The organism is Mesorhizobium sp. CO1-1-11 (assembly GCF_020164995.1).
Taxonomy (GTDB): Bacteria; Pseudomonadota; Alphaproteobacteria; order Rhizobiales; family Rhizobiaceae; genus Mesorhizobium; species Mesorhizobium australicum.
In genome coordinates this window covers 92,731-114,925 of sequence record NZ_JAIUHE010000020.1, presented here as the reverse complement: position 1 = coordinate 114,925, position 22,195 = coordinate 92,731, and the positions used below count along the sequence as shown (strand labels likewise).

The following is a 22,195-nucleotide window of genomic DNA, read 5'->3' as shown; positions in this document are numbered from 1 at the left end:
TTTTGCGCGTAACATCCGGCGCGCCTCTGTTGCTGTCGGGGTGCCTTCGATGGATCATCGCAATACTGTCCGACTGAGCCGGCGTCTTTTTCTGTCTTCGGCTGCGATGTTTACAGTGACGGCAACATCGGCAGGTTTTGCCCGATCCTTGTCTGGCTCGCTGCCCTGGGCGCCGCTGTCTTCCGATCCTCCGGTGCAGGTGGTGTCCGGCGGCTGGCAGTTCTTCACGCCGCAGGAAGCCGCGCTGGTCGAGGCTATCGTCGACCGCATCATCCCCGCCGACGATCTGTCGATGGGCGGCAAGGAGGCCGGCTGCGCCGTCTATATAGACCGTCAGTTGACGGGCGCGTTCGGAACGTCGAGCCGGCTCTACACAAAAGGACCGTTTCTGCCGGGATTGCCCACGCAGGGCTACCAGGGCGAGGCAAACCCCGCCCAGCGCTACCGCTCCGGCCTCGCCGCCATCGACGCTTTCCTGAAGCAGCGCGATGGCAAGACATTCGCCGAACTCCAGCCGGCCGATCAGGATACGTTCCTGGCCGCGATGGAAGCTGGAAAGGTCGACTTGCCCAATGGAGTCAAGGCTGCCGGCTTCTTCGGACTTCTGCTGCAGAACACGATGGAAGGGTTCTTTGCCGATCCGGTGTATGGCGGCAACAAGGACATGGTGTCGTGGCGCATGCTTGGTTTCCCCGGCGCGCGCTATGACTACCGGGATCACGTCAGCAAGCACAATCAGCCCTATCCGCGGCCGCCCGTCTCGATCGAGGGCAGCCCGGAATGGCTCGTAAAAAGGAGCTGACCATGACGACGATACTGCCCCGCAAGGACGTCGTGATCGTCGGCCTCGGCTGGACGGGGTCCATCCTTGCGCATGAACTGACCGATCAGGGCCTGGACGTGCTGGCCATCGAGCGTGGTCCCTGGCGCGACACGGCGACCGATTTCAACATCGGCTATGCGCAGGACGAGTTGCGCTACAGCGTGCGGCGCGACCTGTTCCTGCAGCCAGCCGTCGAAACCATGACGATGCGCAACGACCCTTCGCAGACGGCGCTGCCGATGCGCGATTTCGGCTCGTTCCTACCCGGCAACGGCGTCGGCGGCGCAGGCGTCCATTGGAACGGCCACACCTGGCGGTTCTGGGACTCCGACTTCCAGATCAAGACCAACCTGACCAAGAAGTATGGCGCGGCGCGGATCGCCGATCTCCAGGTCGAGGACTGGGGCGTGACCGGCGCCGAGATGGAGCCGTATTACGACCAGTTCGAATATCTGGCGGGAATCTCGGGCAAGGCCGGCAATATCAAGGGGCAGATACAGGAAGGCGGCAACCCGTTCGAGGATCCGAGGTCCCGGGATTACCCAAATCCGCCAATGGAGATGACCTACGCGCCGACCCTGTTCGCCAATGCCGGCAGGTCCATGGGACTGCACCCGTTCCCGACACCGTCCGCCAACATGTCGCGGCCCTATGTCAATCCGCTCGGCATCACCATGGGGCAGTGCACCTACTGCGGATTCTGCGAGCGGTTCGGCTGCGCCAACTATTCCAAATCCAGCGCCCAGACCACCATCCTTCCCGTGCTGATGAAGAAGGCCAATTTCGAGGTGCGCACCGACAGCGAGGTGCTGCATGTCGATCTCGCCGCCGGCGGCAAGTCCGCGCGAGGTGTCACCTACGTCGATACGTCGGGGCAGGAATTCTTCCAGCCGGCCGATCTCGTGCTTCTGTGCGCCTACGGCCTGCACAATGCCCGGCTGATGATGCTGTCGGGCATCGGCAAGATCTACGATCCCGCTACCGGCGAGGGCACCGTCGGGCGCAATTATTGCTACCAGACCAATGCCGGCGTGCAGGTGTTCTTCGACGATAAGAACTTCAATCCGTTCATTGCCGCGGGCGCGCTCGGACAGACGATCGACGACTATAATGGCGACGCCTTCGACCATGGCGGCCTCGATTTCGTCGGCGGCGCGGGCATCAACTGCATTCCCACCAATGGACGTCCGATCGGGACGAGGCCGACGCTGCCCGGCACGCCGAAGTGGGGTAGCGCCTGGAAGAAGGCGACCGTCGCGGGCTACAAAAGCACGCTCGGCTTCTCCTCGCAGGGCAGCAGCTACGCGACGCGCACCAACTACCTCGACCTCGATCCGACCTACAAGGATCGCTTCGGCCGGCCGCTCATGCGCATGACCTTCGATTTTCCCGACAATGATATCCGGATGTCGAATTATCTCTGCGACCGGATGGAGGAGATCGCCAAGACGCTTGGGGGCAAGCAGTACAATGTCGGCCGCCGCAAGAAGGGCTGGGACAGCGTCCCTTATCAAAGCACCCATAATACGGGCGGCGCCATCATGGGAACGGACCCTAGGAAGAGTGCGGTCAACAGTTTCCTGCAAAGCTGGGATGTGCCCAACGTCTTCGTTATCGGCGCCTCGGCCTTTCCGCAGAATGCCGGCAAGAATCCGACGGGAACGGTCGGCGCGCTCGCCTACCGCGCCGCTGACGGCATCCGCAATCACTATTTGCGCAATCCCGGCGCGCCCTTGGTGCAGGCATGAGGACGCTCGCCGCCGCCGCCGGCGCCGCTATGCTGGCGATCACGCCGGCGCTCGCCGCCGACCAGGCCGACCAGATCATCCGTGGCCAGTATCAGGCCGTGCTCGGCGATTGCGCGGGCTGTCATACCAGGCCGGGCGGCAAGCCGCTGGCCGGCGGCCTGCCGCTCGAAACGCCTTTCGGCGCACTGGTGCCGCCCAACATCACACCCGACCACGAGACGGGCATCGGCAATTGGTCGGAGGCCGATTTCCGCAACATGATGAAGACCGGCGTCGGCCACAATGGCGTGCGGCTCTATCCCGCCATGCCTTACCCCGCCTATACCAGGATGAACGAGCAGGACATTTCCGACCTGTGGGCCTACATGACCACGGTCGACCCGGTCTCGAACAAGGTCGAAGCCAACAAGCTGCCGTTCCCGCTGAACATCCGGCTGGCGATGTGGGGGTGGAACCTCCTCAACTTCAGCGAGGCAAGCTTCCAGGCCGACCCCTCCAAATCGGCGGAATGGAACCGCGGCGCCTATATCGTCCAGGGCGCCGGGCACTGCGGCACCTGCCACACGCCCAAATCGTTCCTTGGAGCGGACCAAGACAGCGGCTTCCTGCAAGGCGCCTCGCTGCAAGGCTGGTTTGCCCCCGACATCACCAACAATGCCCAATCCGGCTTGGGCAAATGGTCGCAAGACGATGTGGTCGCCTACCTCAGGACCGGCGTCAACGCGCATTCGATCGCATCCGGTCCGATGGCCGAGGCGATCGAGAACTCGACTTCCAAAATGACGGATCCCGACATCAAGGCCGTGGCCGTCTATCTCAAGAGCCTGGGGCCGGACACCGGCAATGCGCAGGCGCCCAAGCCCGACGAGGCGCGGATGGTGGCGGGCGCGGCGATCTATCGTGACAATTGCTCGGCCTGCCATGGCGGCGATGGCGCCGGGGCCGGAGCGCTTTTCCCAGCGCTTGTCGGCAACTCGATCGTCGCGCAGGGCAATCCCGAGACCCTGGCCCGCGTCGTTCTCGCCGGAAGCCAGGCGGTGCACACGGCCGGTGCGCCGACGACGCCTTCGATGCCCTCGCTGGCATGGCGGCTGAAGGACCAGGAAATCGCCGACGTGCTGACCTATGTGCGCGGCAGCTGGGGCAATTCCGCTCCGGCGGTCTCGTCGGACGATATCGCGGTGGTGCGCAAGGAATTGGTGCAGTAATCCCGGCGCGACGTCAGAAGCCAGACGCCATCTTGCGCCCGCTGTATTCGGCGAGCCCGATGCCGCCCAGAACGAGGATCAGCGCCAGCGCCTGATAGAGCTGGAAGGTCTCGCCGACGATCAGCACCGAAAGCAGCGTGCCGAAGATCGGCACCAGATTGATGAACAGGCCGGCGCGGTTGGCGCCGATCAGTTCGTTGCCCCTGATATAGGTTATCTGCGAGATGACCGAAGCGCCGATCGCGGTGTAGACGATGACCGCCCAGCCGCGGGCGTCGGGCACGATCACCTTGTTGGCGGCGGCTTCCCACAGGAAGAAGGGCAGTGAGGTGATGAGCGCGGCGAACGACATGGCCAGCATCAGGCTTTGCCAGCGCATCGCCGGCTTCAGCCGCAACCCGACCGAATAGCTGCTGTAGAGAACGACCGCGACCAGCATGATGGCGTCGCCGAAATTGAGCTCCAGCGTCAGCAGCCGGCGCGGATCGCCATGGCAGGCGGTCAGGATGACGCCGAAGACGGTCAGCACCACGCCGGCGATCTGCGCCCAGTTCACGCGCAGGCGGAAGAAAACGAAATTGGCTGTCATGATCAGGATCGGCATCGCCGCCTGTTCGATCGAGACATTGATCGCTGTGGTGTAGTTGAGGGCGGTGTAGAAGATGGTGTTGAACAGGGTGAAGCCGCTGGCGCCAAGCGCCGCCAGCACGAGCCAGTGACGGCGCACGACGGGCCAATCCTCCTGGATCGTGCGCCAGCCGATCGGCAGCAGGATCGCCACGGCCAGCATCCAGCGCAGGAAGACCAGCGTCATCGGCGAGACGTGGCCGACCGCCAGCTTGCCGGCCACCGAATTGCCGCCCCACAGCAAGGTGGTGAGCAGCAGGAACATGTAGGCGTTTCGATGCATCGCGGGCTTCCGGCCGCGGGATGGGCCGCGGTGTTTGCCGGCCTATTGCCCCGGTCAGCCCAAGTAAATGATGTCAAAGCCGAAAATTGTTGTGCCTCAGGGCATTTTCGGCGGCAAAGAAAGGTCGCACTCGCGAGGTCTTGACGTTATAGAGGCCTGTCGTTTCGAACCATATCCAAGCCGCGCGGCGGCGTCTCAAGGGAAAAGAAACATGGCCAATGTGGTGGTCGTCGGCTCGCAATGGGGCGACGAAGGCAAGGGCAAGATCGTCGACTGGCTGTCGGAGCGCGCCGATGTCGTGGTGCGTTTCCAGGGCGGCCACAATGCCGGCCACACGCTGGTCGTCGACGGCAAGGTCTACAAGCTGTCGCTGCTGCCTTCGGGCGTCGTGCGGGAAGGCAAGCTGTCCATCATCGGCAATGGCGTCGTCTTCGATCCGCATGCTTTCGTCGCCGAGGTGCAGAAACTGAAAGGCCAGGGCGTGGACGTGACGCCGGATCGCCTGAAAATAGCCGAAAACACGGCGCTTATCCTGTCCGTACACCGGGAGCTGGACGGGTTTCGCGAGGATGCCGCTTCAAATTCCGGAACAAAGATTGGCACGACCCGACGCGGGATCGGCCCCGCCTACGAGGACAAGGTGGGGCGGCGCGCGGTGCGGGTGATGGATCTGGCGGATTTGGAAACTTTGCCCTTGAAGGTCGACAGGCTGCTGACGCACCACAATGCGCTGCGTCGCGGGCTCGGCCATGACGAAGTCACGCATGATGCGATCATGCAGGAATTGACCTCGGTCGCGAACGACATCCTGCCCTACATGGACCGCGTCTGGAAGGTGCTCGACGACAAGCGCCGCGCCGGCGAGCGCATCCTGTTCGAGGGCGCGCAAGGCACGCTGCTCGACATCGACCACGGCACCTATCCCTTCGTCACCTCGTCCAACACGGTCGCCGGCCAGGCCGCCGCCGGCTCCGGCGTCGGCCCGGGCGCCATCGGCTATGTTCTCGGCATCACAAAGGCCTACACGACGCGTGTCGGCGAAGGTCCGTTCCCGACCGAGCAGAAGAACGAGATCGGCGAATTCCTCGGCACGCGCGGCCATGAATTCGGTGTCGTCACCGGGCGCAAGCGCCGCTGCGGCTGGTTTGACGCGGTGCTGGTGCGCCAGGCGGTTGCCGTCAACGGCATCAAAGGCATCGCGCTGACCAAGCTCGACGTGCTCGACGGGTTGGATGAGATCAAGGTCTGCACCGGCTACAGGCTGGACGGCGAGACGATCGACTATCTGCCGGCAAGCCAGGGCGCCCAGGCTCGCGTGGAACCCATTTACGAGACGTTGGAGGGTTGGAAGGGCACCACCGCCGGCGCACGCAGCTGGAATGATCTTCCGGCCCAGGCCGTCAAATATGTCCGATACATAGAGGAGTTGATCGGCGCGCCGGTCGCACTCCTTTCCACCAGCCCGGAACGGGACGACACGATACTTGTGACCGATCCGTTTCAAGACTAGTTTCTGAAGCCTTTCCGGGCATCGCGGCTGATTTGCGGGGGCCGGCGCGGAGGCAAAAAATACAGGTCGACTGAAGCATGGCAGATTTCGTTGCTGTTCTGAAAAACGCGTTCGAGAAGCACGGCGACGAGACGCCCGAGAAGCGTACGCGCATCTATAACAGCGTGCGCGCCATGCTGGCGAAGAAGCTGGCGGAATATTCGCCGCCGCTGGCTTCCGAGGCCATAGACAAACAGAAACGCGCGCTGGACGACGCCATTGCCGGCGTCGAGCGGGACTATGTCAAGAGTGTGCCCGAGCCGGATCCGCTCGCGGAACTGGAACACATCTTTTCCTCCATCGACCGCAACAAGAACCAGTCGAACCACGTCAAGCAGCCGGCCAAGGCGGAGGCTGCCGCAATTCCTGCTCCGTCTCCGTATCGGCCCGCCCCGGCCACGGTCAGGCCGGAGCCGTACAAGCCGGCACAGCCGGCGGCGAACCCCGAACCCTACCGGCCCGCTCCAGCCGCCAAGGTCGAGCCTGGCTGGCAAAGGCCGGCGCCGGTGCAGCCCGCTCCGGACTTTTCCGAGAAGACCTTGCCGGGGATGGACGCGGATCGGGACGACGACCAGGACGACGTCTTTGCCGATGACGAAGCGCCTGCCGCCACCGACACTTTCGAGCGTTTGCGGCCGGCCGAACGCAAGCGCAGCTATGGCGGGCTGATCGCCGCCGTCGTCGCACTGCTGGTCGTTGCCGGCGGCGGCTACGGCATCTGGCTGAACAAGGATGCCTTCGGCAAGATGCTGGGCCTGGAGAGCAGCAAGGTTGTTGCCAAAACCGAGCCGGTGAAAACGACGCCGGCCAAGCCGGCGACCGATGCCGCGGCCACGCCGCCGGCGCCCGCGACCGGCGCGGAAGGCACGAAGTTCACGCAGCGGCTGACGCCTGAAGGCGGCGAGACCGACCCCGGCCCAGCCGGCGGGCAAAGCGGCGTAGGCGAGGGCGAATCCGTCGCCGCGCTGACGACACCGCCAACGGCAACGAATGCGCCGGCCACGGCAGCGCCGGCGGTTCCCGCGCCGGCTGCCAATACGCCGGCTGCCAATACGCCTGCTGCCGGTACGCCCGCGGCAGGCGCGCCAGCCGCGACCACGCCCGCGGCGGGCACCCCGCCCGCGACACCGCCCACCAACGGAACCGTGCCCGCGGCCCCGGCCGATGCCGCCGCCACGCCGCCGCCCGCACCGGCAGCCGCAACGCCGCCGGCGGCACCGGCTCCGGCCGTGGCGCCAACCTCGGTTCCGGTCGGCCAGAAGGCGATCTTCTATGAGGAGCGCACCAGCACCGCGCAGGGTTCAGCCGAGCCCGGCAGCATCGTTTGGTCGCTGGTGCAGGAATCGCCCGGCGGCGACCTGCCGCCAGAGCCTGCGATCCGTGCCGAGGCGACCATTCCCGGCAAGGACATCCAGTTGCGCATGACCATCCGTCGCAACACCGACCAGACCCTGCCGGCCAGCCATATCATCGAGATGATCTTCCTGACCCCAGACGGGTTCGAGGGCGGCGGCGTCGACAATATATTGCGCGTTGCCATGAAGAGTTCGGAACAGGACGCCGGCAGCCCGCTGATCGGCATCCCGGCCAAGATCGCCGACGGCTTCTTCCTCGTCGCGCTCAACGACACCAAGGCCGACGAAGACGCCAACATGACCCTGTTGCGCGGCCAGGACTGGATCGACGTGCCGGTCGTCTACAAGACCGGACGGCGGGCACTGCTGACCATGGAAAAGGGCATTCCCGGCGAGAAGGTGTTCGACGAGGCGATCAAGGCCTGGCAGGCCAAGACGGCGGGCTGAGACGGCGGGTTGAGACGGGCGGCGTGACGGTCGCCTCCGTTCAGAATCCTTGGAACAGCATGTCGAGCGCGGCAACGATGTCATCGTGATGCTTCGCCAGGTTCAGCCGACTTTCAACCAATTCGCTTGCGGGAACGGTGGCGATCAGGTGTGTCGCCATGACCAGCTTCCGTCCATTGATCTCGAAGATCGGATGAAGCTTTCGCATTGGCGGCGGCACCGTTGCGACCGGCAGAAGCGGAACGACAACCCGCGTCTTGAAATTGTCGAGCAGGTCGGATTGGACGTCGAGCAAATAGTTGTCTTCAACGCGACCGGCGAAGACATCATAGCGGGGCATCAGAACTGCCGATACTCTTCCAATGGGATGCCGTTCTTGTCGATGTAGTCGTTCCACGCATCCATCGTGGTACGGTTCTCAAGCTTCCACAGCCGCCCCTTTTCAGCTGCCACCGCCTCCGCGATGCCGGCTTCCGCAGCGCGCGAGACATTCACGTTAAGCCCCTTGGCTTCCCGCATGAGGTTCGAGTCGATCGACAGATTTGCTGGCTGACGGATCGCATTCAAGGCAATCTTACGCATAATGGCCTCCGCAACATGCGCATAATGTATGCGCATTCCGATGTGGAGGCAATGCTCAGGCGCAGCAAGGAGCGCCCCACTATGGCTCCGGGCGCTCGTCGCTTCAGTCGACAAATCGTTGTCAATCGATCGGCCTACGGCCGACCGCTCTTCACCCTTCCATCTCCTCGCGCAGCATCTCCAGTTCCAGCCATTCTTCCTCGAGCGCGGCCAGCGTCGCACGCTCCTTGTCGAGGGCGGCGATCGTCTTCTGGAACGAGGCCGGGTCGCGTTCGTAATAGGCCGGGTCGGCGATGTTGTTCTCCAGCCGCGAGATCGACGCGGTCACTGCCTCGATCTTCTTGGGTAGGGACTCCAGCGCGAACTTCTGCTTGAACGACAATTTCTTCGCCGGCCCTTTTGGCGCCGCCGGATCGCTCTTGCCCGGTGCCGGCGCATCGCCGGCTTCCGCCTTGGCGCGCGCCTTGCGGTCGTCAAGCTTGGTGCCGCCGCGCTGCGCCAGCATGTCGGAATAGCCGCCGGCATATTCGACCCAGCGGCCGCCGCCGTCCGGCGCGATGATGCTGGTGACTGTGCGGTCGAGGAAATCGCGGTCGTGGCTGACCAGGATGACGGTGCCGGCAAAACCGGCGACCAGTTCCTGCAGCAGTTCCAGCGTCTCCATGTCGAGATCATTGGTCGGCTCATCGAGAACCAGGAGGTTTGCTGGCCGTGCCAGCACGCGCGCCAGGATCAGCCGCGCCCGTTCGCCGCCGGACAGCTCGCGCACCGGCGTGCGGGCCTGTTCCGGCTTGAACAGGAAATCCTTCATATAGGACACGACATGGCGCTGCTCGCCATTGATGACGAGGTTCTCGCCGCGCCCGTCGGTCAGATATTGCGCCAGCGTCTCTTGCGGGTCGACCGCCTCGCGCTTCTGGTCGAGCGTGGCGATCTCCAGATTGGTGCCAAGCCGTATCGAACCCGCGTCCGGCGCCAATTCGCCGGTCAGCATCTTCAGAAGTGTCGTCTTGCCGGCGCCGTTCGGCCCGACAAGGCCGACGCGGTCGCCGCGCTGGATGCGGGTCGAGAACCCCTTGACGACGGTGAGGTCGCCAAAGCTCTTCTCGATGTTCTTGGCCTCGATCACCAGCTTGCCGGATTCGGCGGCGTCGCTTGCCACCATTATCGCGGTGCCTTCGGCGCCGCGATGGCCGCGAAAACGCTGGCGCATGGTCTGCAACTCGCCTAGGCGCCGCATGTTGCGCTTGCGCCGCGCCGTCACCCCGTAGCGCAGCCAGTGCTCCTCGCGCACGATCTGGCGGCCGAGCTTGTGCTGTTCGCGCTCTTCCTCTTCCAGCACCAGGTCGCGCCATTCCTCGAAATGGCCAAAGCCCTTGTCCAGCCTGCGCGTCTGGCCGCGATCGAGCCAGACTGTGGCGCGCGACACGCGCTCGAGGAAGCGGCGGTCATGCGAGATGACGATGAGCGCCGAGGAGGTCCGGACGAGCTCTTCTTCCAGCCATTCGATGACAGATAAATCAAGATGGTTAGTCGGCTCATCAAGAAGCAGGATGTCGGGCTCCGGCGCCATGACGCGGGCAAGCGCGGCGCGCCTGGCCTCTCCGCCGGACAGGTCGCCAGGCCGTTCTTCGCCCGACAGGCCGAGATGCTCCATCAGATAGCTGGCGCGGTAGGGATCGTCGGCGGGCCCGAGCCCGGCCTCCACATAGGCGCGCACGGTTGCAAAGCCGTCCATGTCGGGCATTTGCGGCAGATAACGCACCGTCGCCGAAGGCTGGCGGAACACCTCGCCGTCCTGTGGTTCGATCAGGCCGGCGGCGATCTTGAGCAGCGTCGACTTGCCGGACCCGTTGCGGCCGACCAGCGCGATCTTGTCGCCGGCCGAAGCGGTCAAGGCGGCGCCGTCGAGCAGCGGCGCGCCGCCGAAGGTCAGTCTTATCCCGTCGAGATTGAGAAGAGGCGGGGCCATGTCAGCTTTCGGGCAATGGATAGGGATGGGCGAGCAGCAGCGCGCGGCCATGGCCGAGCGCGATGTCGAGGCGGCCCCCGGTCTTGCCGAACTTGACCTCGTTGGAAATGGTCAGCGACGAACCGAACGCCACCTCGACCTTGTCGAGCGGCCATTTGGCGCCGGTGACGGTCAGGCCGGAGAGTTCGGAGAAGCCGAGAATCGAGAACAGCGTGCCGTCGGCATAATCGAAGCCGGCCCTGCCGGGCAGCAAGGGAACACCTTCCTGGGCGCCGCTGGTCAGAAACACATCCATTCCGGCTTCGGCCAGCCGCAGGCCAAGCGCCAGATGCAGGAAGGCGTGGTCGGCGCGCTTGCCGCCGAAGGCGCCCGCCAGCACAAGGCGGGTCGCCCCGCGCTCCAGTGCGGCCGCGATCGCCAGTTCTCCGTCGGTCTTGTCCTTTTCCGCCGGGAAGGTTTGCCGCGGCACGGCGGCGAGGTCGGCGGGCAGATCAGCCGGGACCGAGTCGAAATCACCCACCCACAGTTCCGGCACGAGGCCCAGCATCCGCGCATGGCCGATGCCGGCGTCGGCGGCGATGACGCGCGAGCCTTCGACCTGGCGGTCGAGCCGAGGCGTGCGGATGAGGTCGCCGCCAAGCAGGATGGTGAATGTGCTCATATCCCGTCGCCTTACCAGCCCGGCACGGGAAACGGAAGGCGGCAAAGTCCCACTTGCGCGGGTCATCGGCCCGGCCTATGTGTCGAAATGCTCTAACGGGGTGCCGGACGCGAATTTCGCGGGCCGGCTGAGAGGCAGTGTCGCCAACCCGCTGAACCTGATCCGGTTTGTACCGGCGGAGGGATTAGACGTTTCGGACACTCCGACGCCTCAATTCCTTTCAACGCAAACGAAGGAGGCGCCGATGCGCACGCTTTTATATTCTCTGATCGCTGCCACGGCAGTGACCCTGTCCGGGCCGGCCTTGGCCAAGGACAAGCTCACCGTCTACACCTATGAGAGCTTCACCGCCGACTGGGGTCCAGGTCCCGTGGTGAAGAAGGAATTCGAGGCAGAATGCGGCTGCGATCTCGAGTTCGTCTCGGTCGCCGATGGCGTGGCGCTGCTCAACCGCGTCAAGCTGGAAGGCGCTTCGACCAAGGCCGACATCGTGCTCGGTCTCGACACCAATCTCACCGCCGATGCCAAGGCCTCGGGCCTGTTCGCGCCACATGGCGCAATAATGGACGTCAAGGTGCCGGGCGGCTGGACCGATGACACTTTTGTCCCGTTCGATTACGGCTACTTCGCCGTCGTCTACGACACTGAAAAGCTGAAGAGCCCGCCCAAGAGCTTGAAGGATTTGGTCGAGGGCAGCGCCGACGACAAGATCGTCATCCAGGACCCGCGCACATCGACGCCCGGTCTTGGCCTGCTGTTGTGGATGAAGTCGGTCTATGGCGACAAGGCGCCGGAGGCCTGGGCCAAGCTCAAGACCAAGGTGCTGACCGTGACGCCGGGCTGGAGCGAGGCCTATGGCCTGTTCACCAAGGGCGAGGCACCGATGGTGCTGTCCTACACCACCTCGCCGGCCTACCACATGGTCGCCGAGAACACCGAGCGCTATCAGGCGGCCTCGTTCGAGGAAGGCGAATACCTGCAGATCGAGGTCGCGGGCATCACCACGGCCGGCGCCAAGAATCCGCTGGCGGAAAAGTTCATGGCCTTCATGACCGGGCCGAAATTCCAGGACGCCATCCCCGAGACCAACTGGATGTTCCCGGCCGGCAAGACCGACAAGCCGCTCAACCCCGCCTTCGACAAACTGGTCAAGCCGACCAAAACCTTGCTGTTCAGCCCGGAGGAGGTGGCGGCCAACCGCAAGGCATGGGTCGATGAATGGCTGGCGGTGATGAGCAAGTAGGTTTTGTGGGCTAATCTCGTGAGATGAACGCTCTACGGCGACGCTCCCTAAGCTTCACCCAATCGTTGATGTGCGGTGTGCAAACCCGCTCTGATCCCCGCATCACAGCTGGCGTGATAGGGCTCGCCGCCATCGCCATTTTGATCGGCGGCGCGTTTGCGGGGCTGCTTGTCGAAGGCGCTCGCGATTTTTCCGGCGCTTGGGCTGCGTTCGATCCCTACCTGTTCCGGGTCGTGCGCTTCACGCTCTGGCAGGCGGCCCTGTCGACGCTGCTCTCGGTCGGGCCGGCCCTGCTCGTGGCGCGGGCGCTGTCGCGGCATCCACGGTTTTTCGGCCGCGCCTTGATCCTGCAGCTCTTCGCCGTGCCGCTGGCGCTGCCGGCGATCGTCGCGGCGCTCGGCATCCTGGCGCTCTATGGCCGCGCCGGCTATTTCTCCGGCTTTCTCAGCGTCGTCGGCGGCCAGGGTTGGCCGGGCATCTATGGCCTGTCCGGCATTCTCGTCGCCCATGTCTTCTTCAACCTGCCGCTGGCCACACGTCTGCTCCTCGAGGCGCTGCAGACCATTCCCTCCGACCAGTGGCGGCTGGCGAGCCAGCTCGGCATGGGGGCGCGGCCGGCATTCCGGCTGATCGAATGGCCGACGCTGCGTGCTGCGCTGCCCGGTGTCGCCGGACTTGTCTTCATGCTGTGCATCACATCCTTCACCATCGTGCTGACGCTCGGCGGCGGGCCGGCCGCGACGACGCTCGAAGTCGGCATCTATCAGGCATTGCGCTTCGATTTCGATCCCGCGAGGGCTGTCGCGCTGACACTGCTGCAGATCGCCTTGACCTTCATCATGGTGCTGGCGTTGACCCGGCTCGGAGCCGACGTCGTCGCCGACATCAACCTGCCGGTCGCGCCGCGCCGCTATCTCTCCGTCAACAGGACCGAAGCGTGGCTGAACGCGACGCTCATCGTGTTGGCCTTGCTCTTCGTTGCCGGGCCGATGGTGGCGACCGTGGCGGCCGGACTTGGCGCCGACCTCGGCCGGCTTGCCGGCGAGGCCACTGTCCGTCAGGCGACGCTGACCAGTGCCGTGCTCGCTTTCCTTTCGGCCTTGCTTTCGGTGATGCTTTCGCTGGCATTGACCATGGCGCGCAGGGCGCTGGCGTCGAACCGCCGCTTCGGGTCAAGGACACTGCTCGAACATGCCACCGATACGGGCGCCGGGTTTGTCCTGGTCGTGCCGCCGATCGTCGTCGGCGCCGGCTGGTTCCTGTTGCTGCGCCATGTCGGCGATGTCTTTGCCATCGCCCCGCTCATGGTCGTCACCGTCAACGCTGTCATGGCGATGCCTTTTGCGCTGCGCGCCATCCGTCCCGCCTATGATGCGGCAAGCGAGCGTCACGAGCGGCTTTGCGCGCAGCTTGGAATTTCCGGCTGGTCAAGACTGTGGCTGGTCGACTGGCCGACGTTGCGGCGCCCGCTGGCCACCGCTTTTGCCTTCGCCATGGCACTGTCGCTCGGCGATCTCGGCGTCATCGCCCTGTTCGGCAGTGATTCCGTGCAGACCTTGCCCTACCTTCTCCTGGCGCGCATGGGCAGCTACCGAACCGAGGACGCCGCCGGCTTGGCGCTGCTGCTCGGCCTTGTCTGCCTGGCACTGGTGCTGGCAGCGGACCGGCTGGGAAAGGAGACGGCCCGCAATGTCTGACGGGGCGGCTGGCGGCAAAGGGGTTTCGGTGCGGCTGGACAAGGTTTCGTTCAGCTATGGCGAGACGTTGTTCACCTTCGATGCCGAGTTCACGGCGGGGCAAATCACCGCCATCATGGGACCGAGCGGCTCCGGAAAGTCGACGCTGCTCAATCTGGTGGCCGGCTTCGAGCCGCCGCGATCCGGCCGCGTGCTGATCGGCGGGGCCGATGTCAGCACCGCGCCACCGGCGACGCGGCCAGTGTCGATGGTTTTTCAGGAAAACAACCTTTTCGCGCATCTTTCCGTCGAGCAGAATGTCGGGCTCGGCCGTTCGCCATCGTTGCGGCTGGCCGAAGGCGATCGCGCTGCGATCGCCGATGCGCTTGCGCGCACCGGCCTTGCCGGCAAGGAGAAGCGGCTGCCCCGCGAACTTTCCGGCGGTGAGCGCCAGCGCGTTGCCCTGGCTCGCGTGCTGGTGCGTGACCGCCCGGTGCTGCTGCTCGACGAGCCCTTCGCTTCGCTTGGGCCCGCCTTGCGAGACGATATGCTCGACCTGGTTGCCGGCCTGCATGCCGAGCGTGGCATGACGGTGCTGTTCGTCACGCACCAGCCGCAAGATGCGCGCCGCATCGGTCAGAGGCTGGTGTTTATCGAGAACGGCGCCGTCGCCGCTATCGGCACGGCGGATGATTTCTTTGCCGGGGCTGGTCCGGAGGCATTCCGGCGCTATATCGGAGCCGGTGCCGGGGATTCCTTATCACGAGATATTGCCCGGAAGCGGACATAATTTACGCTCAAACCGGCCCGATGCGATGTGGCGCTTGCTTGCCATGACTGGAGTAGTGTGGCTAGGTCCGCTCGATACCGGTCCGGCACAGGCCGTGATTTGCCTACAGCTTCCGCCGCATGCTCCGAGGGGCGCGTGACGGATACTGTAGCAGTTTGTTTTGCGCATGTGGTCATGTGCAGGGACCTGAAAGGAAGCCGTTCTGGCGATCGGCGTTGACAGGCTACGAATGAACCCGCTGGCGCGCTTTCTGGCGCTGGCCGGCTTTGCCGTGGCGCTGGCAAGCTGCCAGATGTTCACGCCTCCGGAAGTCCAGGAATCAGGCTTCCAGCCATCCGACAAGCCGATCACGGTCGACAATGTCGCCGCCAACAACAAGCTCGCGGAACTCGCCAAGGCGCAGCATCCGCGCATCCTGGCGACCTATGGCGGCGAATATTCCGATCCCAAGCTCGAACGCATGGTCGCCAAGGTGGTCGGCAATCTGACCGTGGTGTCGGCGAACCCAACCCAGACCTATCGCATCACCATCCTCAATTCGCCCAACGTCAACGCCTTCGCGCTGCCGGGCGGCTATCTCTACATAACGCGCGGCCTCTTGGCGCTGGCCAATGATTCGTCCGAGCTCGCCGCCGTCATCGCGCATGAGATGGGCCACGTCACCGCCAATCATGGGCTGCAGCGCCAGCAGCTGGAGGCCGAGGAAGGTCTGGCGACCAAGGTCGTTTCCGATGTGCTTGGCGACAGCCCGACCGCCAAGGCTGCACTTATCCGCGGCAAGCTCAGGCTGGCGCAGTTCTCGCGCAACCAGGAGCTTGAGGCTGACGCCATCGGCATAAAGTCGATCGGCGAAGCCGGCTACGATCCCTATGCCGCCGGCCGCTTCCTGCAATCGATGTCGGCCTATACCGATTTCCGCTCGATCAGCGGCGCCACCGACGCCAGCCTCGACTTCCTGGCAACGCACCCCAACACGCCGCAACGCATCGATTTGGCACAGCGGCACGCCCGCCAGTTCGGTGCGCCAGGCTTCGGTACACGCGACCGCGATTCCTTCCTCGCCGGCATAGACGGCCTGCTTTACGGCGACACGCCGGAAGAAGGCTATGTGCGCGGCGAAACCTTCCTGCATCCAGGCTTGGGCGTGTCGTTCACGGTGCCGGACGGTTTCATCATCGACAATTCGGCGGCGGCCGTGACGGCGACCGGTCCCGGCGACATAGCGATCCGCTTCGACGGCGTTTCGATCGACAAGAACCGCGCCCTGACCGACTATATCAGAAGCGGCTGGGTGGCCGGGCTCGACGACAGCACCGTCAAGCAGGAAACCATCAACGGCAATGAGGCGGCGACCGCCCATGCAGGCGCCGAAGGCTGGCAGTTCGATATCGCTGTGATCCGCGCCGGCGGCCAGGTTTACCGATTGCTGACCGCGGCCCCCTCGGCCAGCACCTCGCTTGAAACGGTGGCGCGCTCGGTCAGCGGTTCCTTCCGTATCCTCAGCCCCGCCGAGAAGGCGGCACTGAAGCCACTGCATATTCGTGTGCTCACCGTGCAGCCGGGACAGACCATGGGATCGCTTGCCGCGCAGATGGTTGGCGTCGACCGCAAGCTCGACCTGTTCCGCGTGCTCAATGCGCTGTCGCCGGGGGCCGCGGTTTCGGCCGGCGACAAGGTCAAGATCGTCACCGACAAATAAAAGCCCGAGCGGGAGATCAGGCGGCGGTCGCCATGAATTCCGGATTCTGCTTCACCAGCGCGACCTTGAGCTTTTCCATGGCGCGCGCCTCGATCTGGCGGACACGTTCCTTGGAGATGCCGAGCGTCTCGCCGAGCGCCTCGAGCGTGGCCCCCTCGTCATTCAGCCGGCGTTCCTCGATGATCCTGAGTTCACGCGCGTTGAGTGCGTGAAGCGCTTCCTTCAGCCAGAGCGAGCGGCGCGCGACATCGATCTTGTCGCCGACAATTTCGTCCGGCAAGGGATCGTCCGAGACCAGGAAATCCATCCGCTCGGTGCCGCCCGCATCGTCGGCCAGCGGCACGTTCAGCGAAGAATCCGGAGCCGACAGCCGTGAATCCATCATCGCCACATCAGCCTCGGATACACCAAGCGCAACCGAAACCTCGCGGTAGAGATTTGTGTTGGAGAGCGGCTCGGCGCCGTTCGCGAGACGCGCACGCAAGCGTCTGAGATTGAAGAACAGGGCCTTTTGCGCCGAACTGGTGCCACCACGCACGATCGACCAGTTGCGCAGGATGTAGTCCTGCATCGAGGCGCGGATCCACCACGTCGCGTAGGTCGAGAAACGCACCTCGCGCTCCGGTTCGAAACGGGCGGCGGCCTCGAGCAGTCCGACATGGCCCTCTTGAACCAGATCGCCGAGCGGCAGTCCGTAATGGCGGAATTTCGAGGCCATGGAAATAACCAGCCGCATGTGGGCGACGGTGATGCTGTGCAGCGCGTTCTGGTCGTTGTCTTCCTTCCAGAGCAATGCCAGCCGATGCTCCTCCTCGCGCTCGAGATAGGGCGCCTTCATTGCCGCGCGGACCATGATCCGTCCTGCCGTGTCTTCCATCATAAGGCGCTCCGTGGCTCGGCGAGGCAAATGGCAGACACCGGCTTGAAATGACGGCGGCGTGCCCTACAACAGCCAAAACTGTCATGCGCGAGAAAGGTTCCGCCGGTGCGGGCAGGGCGAGCGCTAGCGTCCGCGCAGCTGTCTGCAACTTCCGAGCCTGCGAATGAATTCCTTCCGGAGAATTTGATTTCTGGAAGACGCTCTCTTTGAAATTTCATTCCTTATTTTTTCGACCTGCATCTGTCATTTTCCAGCCCTCACAACATGCCGGGTTACCGGCCAAGGACGGGATCACAGAAAAATGAAATGGCTCAAGTCACTCATCATCGCCGGAACGTTGCAGGCCCTGGCCGTCGCATCGGGCCACGCCGGCGCCAATCTCGACCAGATCAAGCAGGCCGGAATCATCAAGGTCGGTACGGAGGGCACCTACGCTCCCTTCACCTACCATGACGCTTCCGGCGCGCTGGTTGGCTTCGATGTCGAGATCGCCAAGGCGATCGCCGATAAGCTCGGCGTCAAGGCTGAGTTCCTCGAAGGCAAGTGGGACGGGCTGATCGCCGGCCTCGACGTCAACCGTTATGATGCCGTCATCAACGAAGTCGGCATCACCGACGCCCGCAAGGCCAAGTACGACTTTTCCGATCCCTATATCGCGTCCAAGGCAGTGCTGATCGTGCGCGGCGACAACACCGACATCAAAACCTTCGCCGACCTCAAGGGCAAGAAGTCGGCGCAGTCGCTGACATCCAATTTCGGCAAGCTGGCCGAGTCCAATGGCGCCGAACTGGTCGGCACCGACGGCTTCGACCAGTCGATCCAGCTGCTTTTGACCGGCCGTGCGGACGCTACCATCAATGACAGCCTGTCGTTCCTAGACTTCAAGAAGCACAAGCCCGACGCCAATGTGAAGATCGCCGCCCAGGAAGAGAATGCCGATTACTCCGGCGTCATCGTGCGCAAGGGCGATCCGGAGCTGGTCGCGGCCATCAACAAGGCGCTGGCCGACATCAAGGCGGACGGCACCTACCAGAAGATCGCCAACACCTATTTCGGCCAGGACGTCTCGAAGTAATTCACCAAGCGGGGCCGGCTGTCGCCCTGTGACGTATCCAGCGGCGAGTCGTCTTTGACGGCTCGCCGCTTTTGTCGTGATATGGCTGGGGCATTCGCTTCGATGACGCTCCCCGTCCATTCCGGAGGATCTTTCGTGCCGCACTGGCTGCAACTGATGCTGGACTCGCTGCCCTCGCTGCTGTGGGCAGCGTTGATCTTTACCGTGCCGCTGACGTTGCTGTCCTTCCTGCTCGGCCTGACGGTAGGGCTGGGCGCGGCGCTCGGCAGGCTGTTCGGCCCGAAGCCGCTGGTTGCGCTCGTGCGCTTCTATGTCTGGATCTTCCGCGGCACGCCGCTCCTGGTGCAGCTTTTCCTGATCTTCTACGGCCTGCCGTCGGTCGGCATCCTGCTTGACGCCTTCACTGCGGCGCTGATCGGCTTCACGCTCAACATCGGGGCCTACACGTCGGAAATCATCCGGGCGGCCATCGGCTCGGTGCCCAAGGGCCAGTGGGAGGCCGCCTATTCGATCGGGATGACCTGGAGCCAGGCGATGCGGCGCACCATTCTGCCGCAAGCCGGACGGGTGGCGGTACCGCCGCTCTCCAACACCTTCATCTCGCTGGTCAAGGACACGTCGCTGGCCGCCGCCATCACCGTGCCGGAAATGTTCCAGGCGGCGCAACGCATCGTCGCCACCACCTATGAGCCGCTCATCCTCTATGTCGAGGCGGCGATCCTCTATCTGGCGATGAGTTCGGTACTGTCGGCCTTGCAGACGCGACTGGAGGAGCGGCTCAACCGCTATGGCGGCTTCCTGGAGGCACGCTCATGATCAGCCTCACCAACATCGAAAAGCGTTTCGGGGACAATCTCGTGCTGAAGGGGGTGACTGTCGCCATCGCCGAAGGCAGCGTCACCGCGCTTGTCGGCCCTTCCGGCGGGGGGAAAAGCACGCTGCTGCGCTGCATCAACCTGCTGGAGATCCCAACCTCGGGCACGGTGCGGATCGGTGACGAGACGCTTGAGTTCCGCCCGGGCGGGAAGGTGCCGGCGGCGGACATAAGGCGTCTGCGCCTGCAGACCGGCATGGTGTTTCAAAATTTCCAGTTGTTTCCGCATCGCACCGCCATCGAAAATGTCATGGAAGGCTTGGTTACGGTGCTCAAATGGTCGCCGCAGAAGGCACATGAGCGGGCACTCGCGCTGCTGGAGAAGGTCGGCATGGTGCATAAGGCCGATGCCTGGCCGGCGACGCTGTCGGGCGGCCAGCAGCAGCGCGTGGCGATCGCCCGCGCCTTGGCGCCGTCGCCGAAGGTGCTGCTGTGCGACGAACCGACTTCGGCGCTCGACCCTGAGCTGGCGCAGGAGGTGGTCGATGTGCTGGGTCAGCTCGCCAGCGAGGGAACGACCATGGTGATGGCGACGCATGATTTGCGCCTGGCCTCCAAGATCGCCCAGGAGGCGGTGTTCCTCGATGCCGGCGTGATCGTCGAGCAAGGGCCATCCGCCAAGCTGTTCGGCAATCCGGAGCGCGAACGCACCAAGCGGTTTATCGCCACGCTGAAGCAGGAGGCGGCGGAGAAAGAGGGAGGCGCATAGGCGCGACAATCGCGGCCTTCCCCAAAAACAAAAACCCGGCGCGAGGCCGGGTTTTCGTCAACTTGAATACGAAAAAGCTCAGGCAGCTTCTTCCTGCTCGGCTTCCTCATTGTCGGCCTTGGCGCCACGCTTGGGGCCTTTGTTGAGGTTGACCTCGATCAGGCGCACGGCTTCGGTTTCCGACATGCGGTTGACGGCCGCGATCTCGCGGGCCATGCGGTCGAGTGCCGCCTCGTAGAGCTGGCGTTCGGAATAGGACTGCTCCGGCTGGTTGTCGGCGCGATAGAGGTCGCGCACGACTTCCGAGATCGAGATCAGGTCGCCCGAATTGATCTTGGCATCATATTCCTGGGCGCGGCGCGACCACATGGTGCGCTTGACGCGGGCGCGGCCCTGCACGACCTTCAGCGCGCGCTCGACATAATCCTCTTCCGACAGCTTGCGCATGCCGATCGAGGTCGCCTTGGCGACCGGCACTTTCAGGCGCATCTTGTCCTTCTGGAAGTCGATGACGAACAGTTCCAGCTTGTGGCCAGCCACTTCCTGCTCGTCGATCGAGACGATCTGGCCGACGCCATGCGCCGGATAGACGATGAACTCGCCGGTCTTGAAACCGTGACGTGCAGCTGTGGACTTCTTCTGCGGGGTGATCGTTGCCATTACGCCCTGAACTCCTTGTTGTGGGCCGGCGGCGGTGCCGGCTGAACTCACGTGATCGGGGTCACCGATCATTAGCCGCACAACAGATGAACCCACCGGAAAAGCCGGGACCGGCAAACCGCAAGAATTGCGACCGCCTGGCCCAGATCGCTCTGGTCCGGAATGGGATTTTCACCTTTCAGTGATTTGGGGCGTCTGCGCCATAAATCGACGTTGTGTCACCGGCATGTTTCGCTGATGTAACACAAAAAGTCGGAAGAATCAAGGTTTTGCTGCGTAAGCGAAGGCCACAACCAATCGCCGCCTGTCAAGGCGGTTAATCCGGCGTGCCTGTTACGCTGCGTCATACAAGCCTTTACAGCGGTGTTGTCAATCGCCTTCGCCGGGCTCGGCGGAGAAGTATTTCTCGAATTTGCCGGCCTCGCCGTCGAAGCTCTTGGCGTCGGCCGGCGGCTCCTTCTTGGCGGTGATGTTGGGCCATTTATCGGCATATTCGGTGTTGATCTGCAGCCATTTGTCGAGGCCGGACTCGGTGTCGGGCTTGATCGCGTCGGCCGGGCATTCCGGCTCGCAGACGCCGCAGTCGATGCACTCGTCGGGATGGATGACGAGCATGTTCTCGCCTTCGTAGAAGCAGTCGACCGGACAGACCTCGATGCAGTCCATGTATTTGCATTTGATGCAGTTGTCGGTCACGACATAGGTCATCGGTCGGCTCCGGGACGTCCCGTTTTTGTTGGCTTTTTCCGTGAGGTAACGCCTTTATCGGCTGCTTGCAAGGGTAGCCATTCCCAGTGGCGCCAGAGTTTGGGAATTGAATTTCAGATCGGCGGTGCCGCGACGGTCCCGCATCCCTCACCGACGTTGGTTTGCCGGTGCAAAATCCGCTTTTGGTTGCCGTTGCCGCGGGAGCGCACATCTGCGTCGATCGGCAGGCTCAATCTTCGTCGCGCAATCGGTCGGTCTGGCGACGCTCTTTTTTGGTGGGGCGGCCGCTGCCTGCCTCGCGCAGCGCCGCGATAGCATCGGGCGGGGCGTCGCCCTTCGGTGCGGTCGGGGGCGACATGTCTTGATAAAGGGTGCGGGCTTCCTCGGACGGGCCGCGCCGCGCGCCAGCGCCGAGCACCTTCCAGACGAAAATACGCCGGTCGAGCGTGATGGTCAGCACGTCGCCTGGCTTCACCAGATCGGAGGCCTGCGCTGCTTTGTCGCGATTGATGCGCACGCGGCCGGCGACCACCAATTTGGCCGCCAGCGAGCGCGATTTCACCGCGCGCGAGAAGAACAGCCATTTGTCGATGCGCTGACGGCCTTCAGCAACCATCGAAGCGAGT

Annotated in this window: 21 protein-coding genes and 1 riboswitch; of the genes, 12 read left to right on the top strand and 9 right to left on the bottom strand. The window is 63.9% G+C overall.

Going from position 1 to position 22,195, the window contains the following annotated elements:
* Window positions 1-148: 148 nt before the first annotated feature.
* Genes LB554_RS22800 through LB554_RS22790 form a run of 3 tightly spaced genes read left to right on the top strand, consistent with a single transcriptional unit; the run spans window position 149 to window position 3,779 of the window.
* Entirely contained in the window at window positions 149-802 is a 654-nt protein-coding gene (locus tag LB554_RS22800) for a gluconate 2-dehydrogenase subunit 3 family protein (RefSeq protein ID WP_318013220.1), read from the top strand.
* Window positions 803-804: 2 nt separating this feature from the next.
* Window positions 805-2,571, top strand: a complete 1,767-nt coding sequence (locus LB554_RS22795; RefSeq protein WP_140791716.1) for a GMC family oxidoreductase — start codon at window positions 805-807, stop codon at window positions 2,569-2,571.
* Window positions 2,568-3,779: a c-type cytochrome gene (locus LB554_RS22790; RefSeq protein ID WP_224587054.1), complete on the top strand. Its 1,212-nt coding sequence runs from the start codon at window positions 2,568-2,570 to the stop codon at window positions 3,777-3,779. Before LB554_RS22795 ends, LB554_RS22790 begins: the two co-directional genes overlap by 4 nt.
* Window positions 3,780-3,792: 13 nt before the next feature.
* On the opposite strand, the gene LB554_RS22785 is transcribed toward LB554_RS22790, so the two are convergent.
* Entirely contained in the window at window positions 3,793-4,689 is an 897-nt protein-coding gene (locus LB554_RS22785; RefSeq protein WP_224587053.1) for a DMT family transporter, read from the bottom strand.
* A gap of 211 nt (window positions 4,690-4,900) precedes the next feature.
* Between LB554_RS22785 and LB554_RS22780 the strand changes: the two genes are divergently transcribed.
* On the top strand, window positions 4,901-6,199 hold the full coding sequence (locus LB554_RS22780) for an adenylosuccinate synthase (protein WP_015315287.1): 1,299 nt from the start codon (window positions 4,901-4,903) through the stop codon (window positions 6,197-6,199).
* 77 nt (window positions 6,200-6,276) lie between these two features.
* A complete protein-coding gene (locus LB554_RS22775; RefSeq protein ID WP_015315288.1) occupies window positions 6,277-8,040 on the top strand; it encodes a hypothetical protein in 1,764 nt (587 codons plus the stop codon).
* A gap of 40 nt (window positions 8,041-8,080) precedes the next feature.
* On the opposite strand, the gene LB554_RS22770 is transcribed toward LB554_RS22775, so the two are convergent.
* The 4 genes from LB554_RS22770 to LB554_RS22755 all read right to left on the bottom strand — a co-directional run bounded on the left by LB554_RS22770 (window position 8,081) and on the right by LB554_RS22755 (window position 11,255).
* Window positions 8,081-8,380 carry a CcdB family protein gene (locus LB554_RS22770; RefSeq protein ID WP_015315289.1) on the bottom strand — a complete coding sequence of 100 codons (300 nt, stop codon included), beginning with the start codon at window positions 8,378-8,380 and terminating at the stop codon, window positions 8,081-8,083.
* Window positions 8,380-8,622: a type II toxin-antitoxin system CcdA family antitoxin gene (locus LB554_RS22765; protein WP_140822558.1), complete on the bottom strand. Its 243-nt coding sequence runs from the start codon at window positions 8,620-8,622 to the stop codon at window positions 8,380-8,382. The genes LB554_RS22770 and LB554_RS22765 overlap by 1 nt, the downstream gene beginning before the upstream one ends.
* Before the next feature lie 151 nt (window positions 8,623-8,773).
* Window positions 8,774-10,594 carry an ABC-F family ATP-binding cassette domain-containing protein gene (locus tag LB554_RS22760; RefSeq protein WP_141906743.1) on the bottom strand — a complete coding sequence of 607 codons (1,821 nt, stop codon included), beginning with the start codon at window positions 10,592-10,594 and terminating at the stop codon, window positions 8,774-8,776.
* 1 nt (window position 10,595) lies between these two features.
* Window positions 10,596-11,255 (bottom strand): thiamine diphosphokinase, encoded by a 660-nt coding sequence (locus tag LB554_RS22755; RefSeq protein ID WP_140662666.1) that lies wholly within the window; start codon window positions 11,253-11,255, stop codon window positions 10,596-10,598.
* Window positions 11,256-11,341: 86 nt separating this feature from the next.
* A riboswitch (TPP riboswitch) is annotated at window positions 11,342-11,456 on the top strand.
* Window positions 11,457-11,499: 43 nt separating this feature from the next.
* Here LB554_RS22755 and thiB point away from each other — a divergent pair.
* The 4 genes from thiB (at window position 11,500) to LB554_RS22735 (ending at window position 16,663) form a co-directional block, all read left to right on the top strand.
* On the top strand, window positions 11,500-12,498 hold the full coding sequence (gene thiB, locus LB554_RS22750; protein WP_224587052.1) for a thiamine ABC transporter substrate binding subunit: 999 nt from the start codon (window positions 11,500-11,502) through the stop codon (window positions 12,496-12,498).
* A 68-nt stretch (window positions 12,499-12,566) separates the two neighbouring features.
* Window positions 12,567-14,195 (top strand): thiamine/thiamine pyrophosphate ABC transporter permease, encoded by a 1,629-nt coding sequence (gene thiP, locus LB554_RS22745; RefSeq protein ID WP_224587051.1) that lies wholly within the window; start codon window positions 12,567-12,569, stop codon window positions 14,193-14,195.
* Window positions 14,188-14,964: a thiamine ABC transporter ATP-binding protein gene (thiQ, locus tag LB554_RS22740; RefSeq protein WP_140874790.1), complete on the top strand. Its 777-nt coding sequence runs from the start codon at window positions 14,188-14,190 to the stop codon at window positions 14,962-14,964. The genes thiP and thiQ overlap by 8 nt, the downstream gene beginning before the upstream one ends.
* Before the next feature lie 229 nt (window positions 14,965-15,193).
* A complete protein-coding gene (locus LB554_RS22735; protein ID WP_023784820.1) occupies window positions 15,194-16,663 on the top strand; it encodes a M48 family metalloprotease in 1,470 nt (489 codons plus the stop codon).
* Between the two features lie 16 nt (window positions 16,664-16,679).
* Here LB554_RS22735 and LB554_RS22730 read toward each other — a convergent pair whose 3' ends face one another.
* A complete protein-coding gene (locus tag LB554_RS22730; RefSeq protein WP_015315297.1) occupies window positions 16,680-17,543 on the bottom strand; it encodes an RNA polymerase factor sigma-32 in 864 nt (287 codons plus the stop codon).
* Between the two features lie 301 nt (window positions 17,544-17,844).
* Here LB554_RS22730 and LB554_RS22725 point away from each other — a divergent pair, with 301 nt between their 5' ends.
* The 3 genes from LB554_RS22725 to LB554_RS22715 all read left to right on the top strand — a co-directional run bounded on the left by LB554_RS22725 (window position 17,845) and on the right by LB554_RS22715 (window position 20,201).
* Window positions 17,845-18,618, top strand: a complete 774-nt coding sequence (locus LB554_RS22725; protein ID WP_140616657.1) for an amino acid ABC transporter substrate-binding protein — start codon at window positions 17,845-17,847, stop codon at window positions 18,616-18,618.
* A 135-nt stretch (window positions 18,619-18,753) separates the two neighbouring features.
* On the top strand, window positions 18,754-19,434 hold the full coding sequence (locus LB554_RS22720; RefSeq protein WP_141906739.1) for an ABC transporter permease subunit: 681 nt from the start codon (window positions 18,754-18,756) through the stop codon (window positions 19,432-19,434).
* Window positions 19,431-20,201: an amino acid ABC transporter ATP-binding protein gene (locus LB554_RS22715; RefSeq protein ID WP_140874794.1), complete on the top strand. Its 771-nt coding sequence runs from the start codon at window positions 19,431-19,433 to the stop codon at window positions 20,199-20,201. The genes LB554_RS22720 and LB554_RS22715 overlap by 4 nt, the downstream gene beginning before the upstream one ends.
* Before the next feature lie 78 nt (window positions 20,202-20,279).
* Here the strand turns inward: LB554_RS22715 and LB554_RS22710 are convergent, their stop codons facing one another.
* The 3 genes from LB554_RS22710 to LB554_RS22700 form a co-directional block, all read right to left on the bottom strand.
* Entirely contained in the window at window positions 20,280-20,861 is a 582-nt protein-coding gene (locus tag LB554_RS22710; RefSeq protein ID WP_015315301.1) for a CarD family transcriptional regulator, read from the bottom strand.
* 369 nt (window positions 20,862-21,230) lie between these two features.
* Entirely contained in the window at window positions 21,231-21,569 is a 339-nt protein-coding gene (gene fdxA / locus LB554_RS22705; protein ID WP_015315302.1) for a ferredoxin FdxA, read from the bottom strand.
* A 229-nt stretch (window positions 21,570-21,798) separates the two neighbouring features.
* On the bottom strand, window positions 21,799-22,185 hold the full coding sequence (locus LB554_RS22700; protein ID WP_224587050.1) for an RNA-binding S4 domain-containing protein: 387 nt from the start codon (window positions 22,183-22,185) through the stop codon (window positions 21,799-21,801).
* Window positions 22,186-22,195 lie beyond the last annotated feature (10 nt).

What these genes read in the sequence shown, in the direction of transcription:
- LB554_RS22780 (WP_015315287.1), top strand. Translation starts at nt 4,901, where the DNA reads ATGGCCAATGTGGTGGTCGTCGGCTCGCAATGGGGCGACGAAGGCAAG.
- fdxA (WP_015315302.1), bottom strand. Translation starts at nt 21,569, where the DNA reads ATGACCTATGTCGTGACCGACAACTGCATCAAATGCAAATACATGGAC.
- LB554_RS22735 (WP_023784820.1), top strand. Translation starts at nt 15,194, where the DNA reads ATGAACCCGCTGGCGCGCTTTCTGGCGCTGGCCGGCTTTGCCGTGGCG.
- thiQ (WP_140874790.1), top strand. Translation starts at nt 14,188, where the DNA reads ATGTCTGACGGGGCGGCTGGCGGCAAAGGGGTTTCGGTGCGGCTGGAC.
- thiB (WP_224587052.1), top strand. Translation starts at nt 11,500, where the DNA reads ATGCGCACGCTTTTATATTCTCTGATCGCTGCCACGGCAGTGACCCTG.
- LB554_RS22715 (WP_140874794.1), top strand. Translation starts at nt 19,431, where the DNA reads ATGATCAGCCTCACCAACATCGAAAAGCGTTTCGGGGACAATCTCGTG.
- LB554_RS22770 (WP_015315289.1), bottom strand. Translation starts at nt 8,380, where the DNA reads ATGCCCCGCTATGATGTCTTCGCCGGTCGCGTTGAAGACAACTATTTG.
- LB554_RS22725 (WP_140616657.1), top strand. Translation starts at nt 17,845, where the DNA reads ATGAAATGGCTCAAGTCACTCATCATCGCCGGAACGTTGCAGGCCCTG.
- LB554_RS22765 (WP_140822558.1), bottom strand. Translation starts at nt 8,622, where the DNA reads ATGCGTAAGATTGCCTTGAATGCGATCCGTCAGCCAGCAAATCTGTCG.
- LB554_RS22700 (WP_224587050.1), bottom strand. Translation starts at nt 22,185, where the DNA reads ATGGTTGCTGAAGGCCGTCAGCGCATCGACAAATGGCTGTTCTTCTCG.
- LB554_RS22790 (WP_224587054.1), top strand. Translation starts at nt 2,568, where the DNA reads ATGAGGACGCTCGCCGCCGCCGCCGGCGCCGCTATGCTGGCGATCACG.
- LB554_RS22710 (WP_015315301.1), bottom strand. Translation starts at nt 20,861, where the DNA reads ATGGCAACGATCACCCCGCAGAAGAAGTCCACAGCTGCACGTCACGGT.
- LB554_RS22795 (WP_140791716.1), top strand. Translation starts at nt 805, where the DNA reads ATGACGACGATACTGCCCCGCAAGGACGTCGTGATCGTCGGCCTCGGC.
- LB554_RS22755 (WP_140662666.1), bottom strand. Translation starts at nt 11,255, where the DNA reads ATGAGCACATTCACCATCCTGCTTGGCGGCGACCTCATCCGCACGCCT.
- LB554_RS22785 (WP_224587053.1), bottom strand. Translation starts at nt 4,689, where the DNA reads ATGCATCGAAACGCCTACATGTTCCTGCTGCTCACCACCTTGCTGTGG.
- LB554_RS22760 (WP_141906743.1), bottom strand. Translation starts at nt 10,594, where the DNA reads ATGGCCCCGCCTCTTCTCAATCTCGACGGGATAAGACTGACCTTCGGC.
- thiP (WP_224587051.1), top strand. Translation starts at nt 12,567, where the DNA reads ATGTGCGGTGTGCAAACCCGCTCTGATCCCCGCATCACAGCTGGCGTG.
- LB554_RS22730 (WP_015315297.1), bottom strand. Translation starts at nt 17,543, where the DNA reads ATGATGGAAGACACGGCAGGACGGATCATGGTCCGCGCGGCAATGAAG.
- LB554_RS22775 (WP_015315288.1), top strand. Translation starts at nt 6,277, where the DNA reads ATGGCAGATTTCGTTGCTGTTCTGAAAAACGCGTTCGAGAAGCACGGC.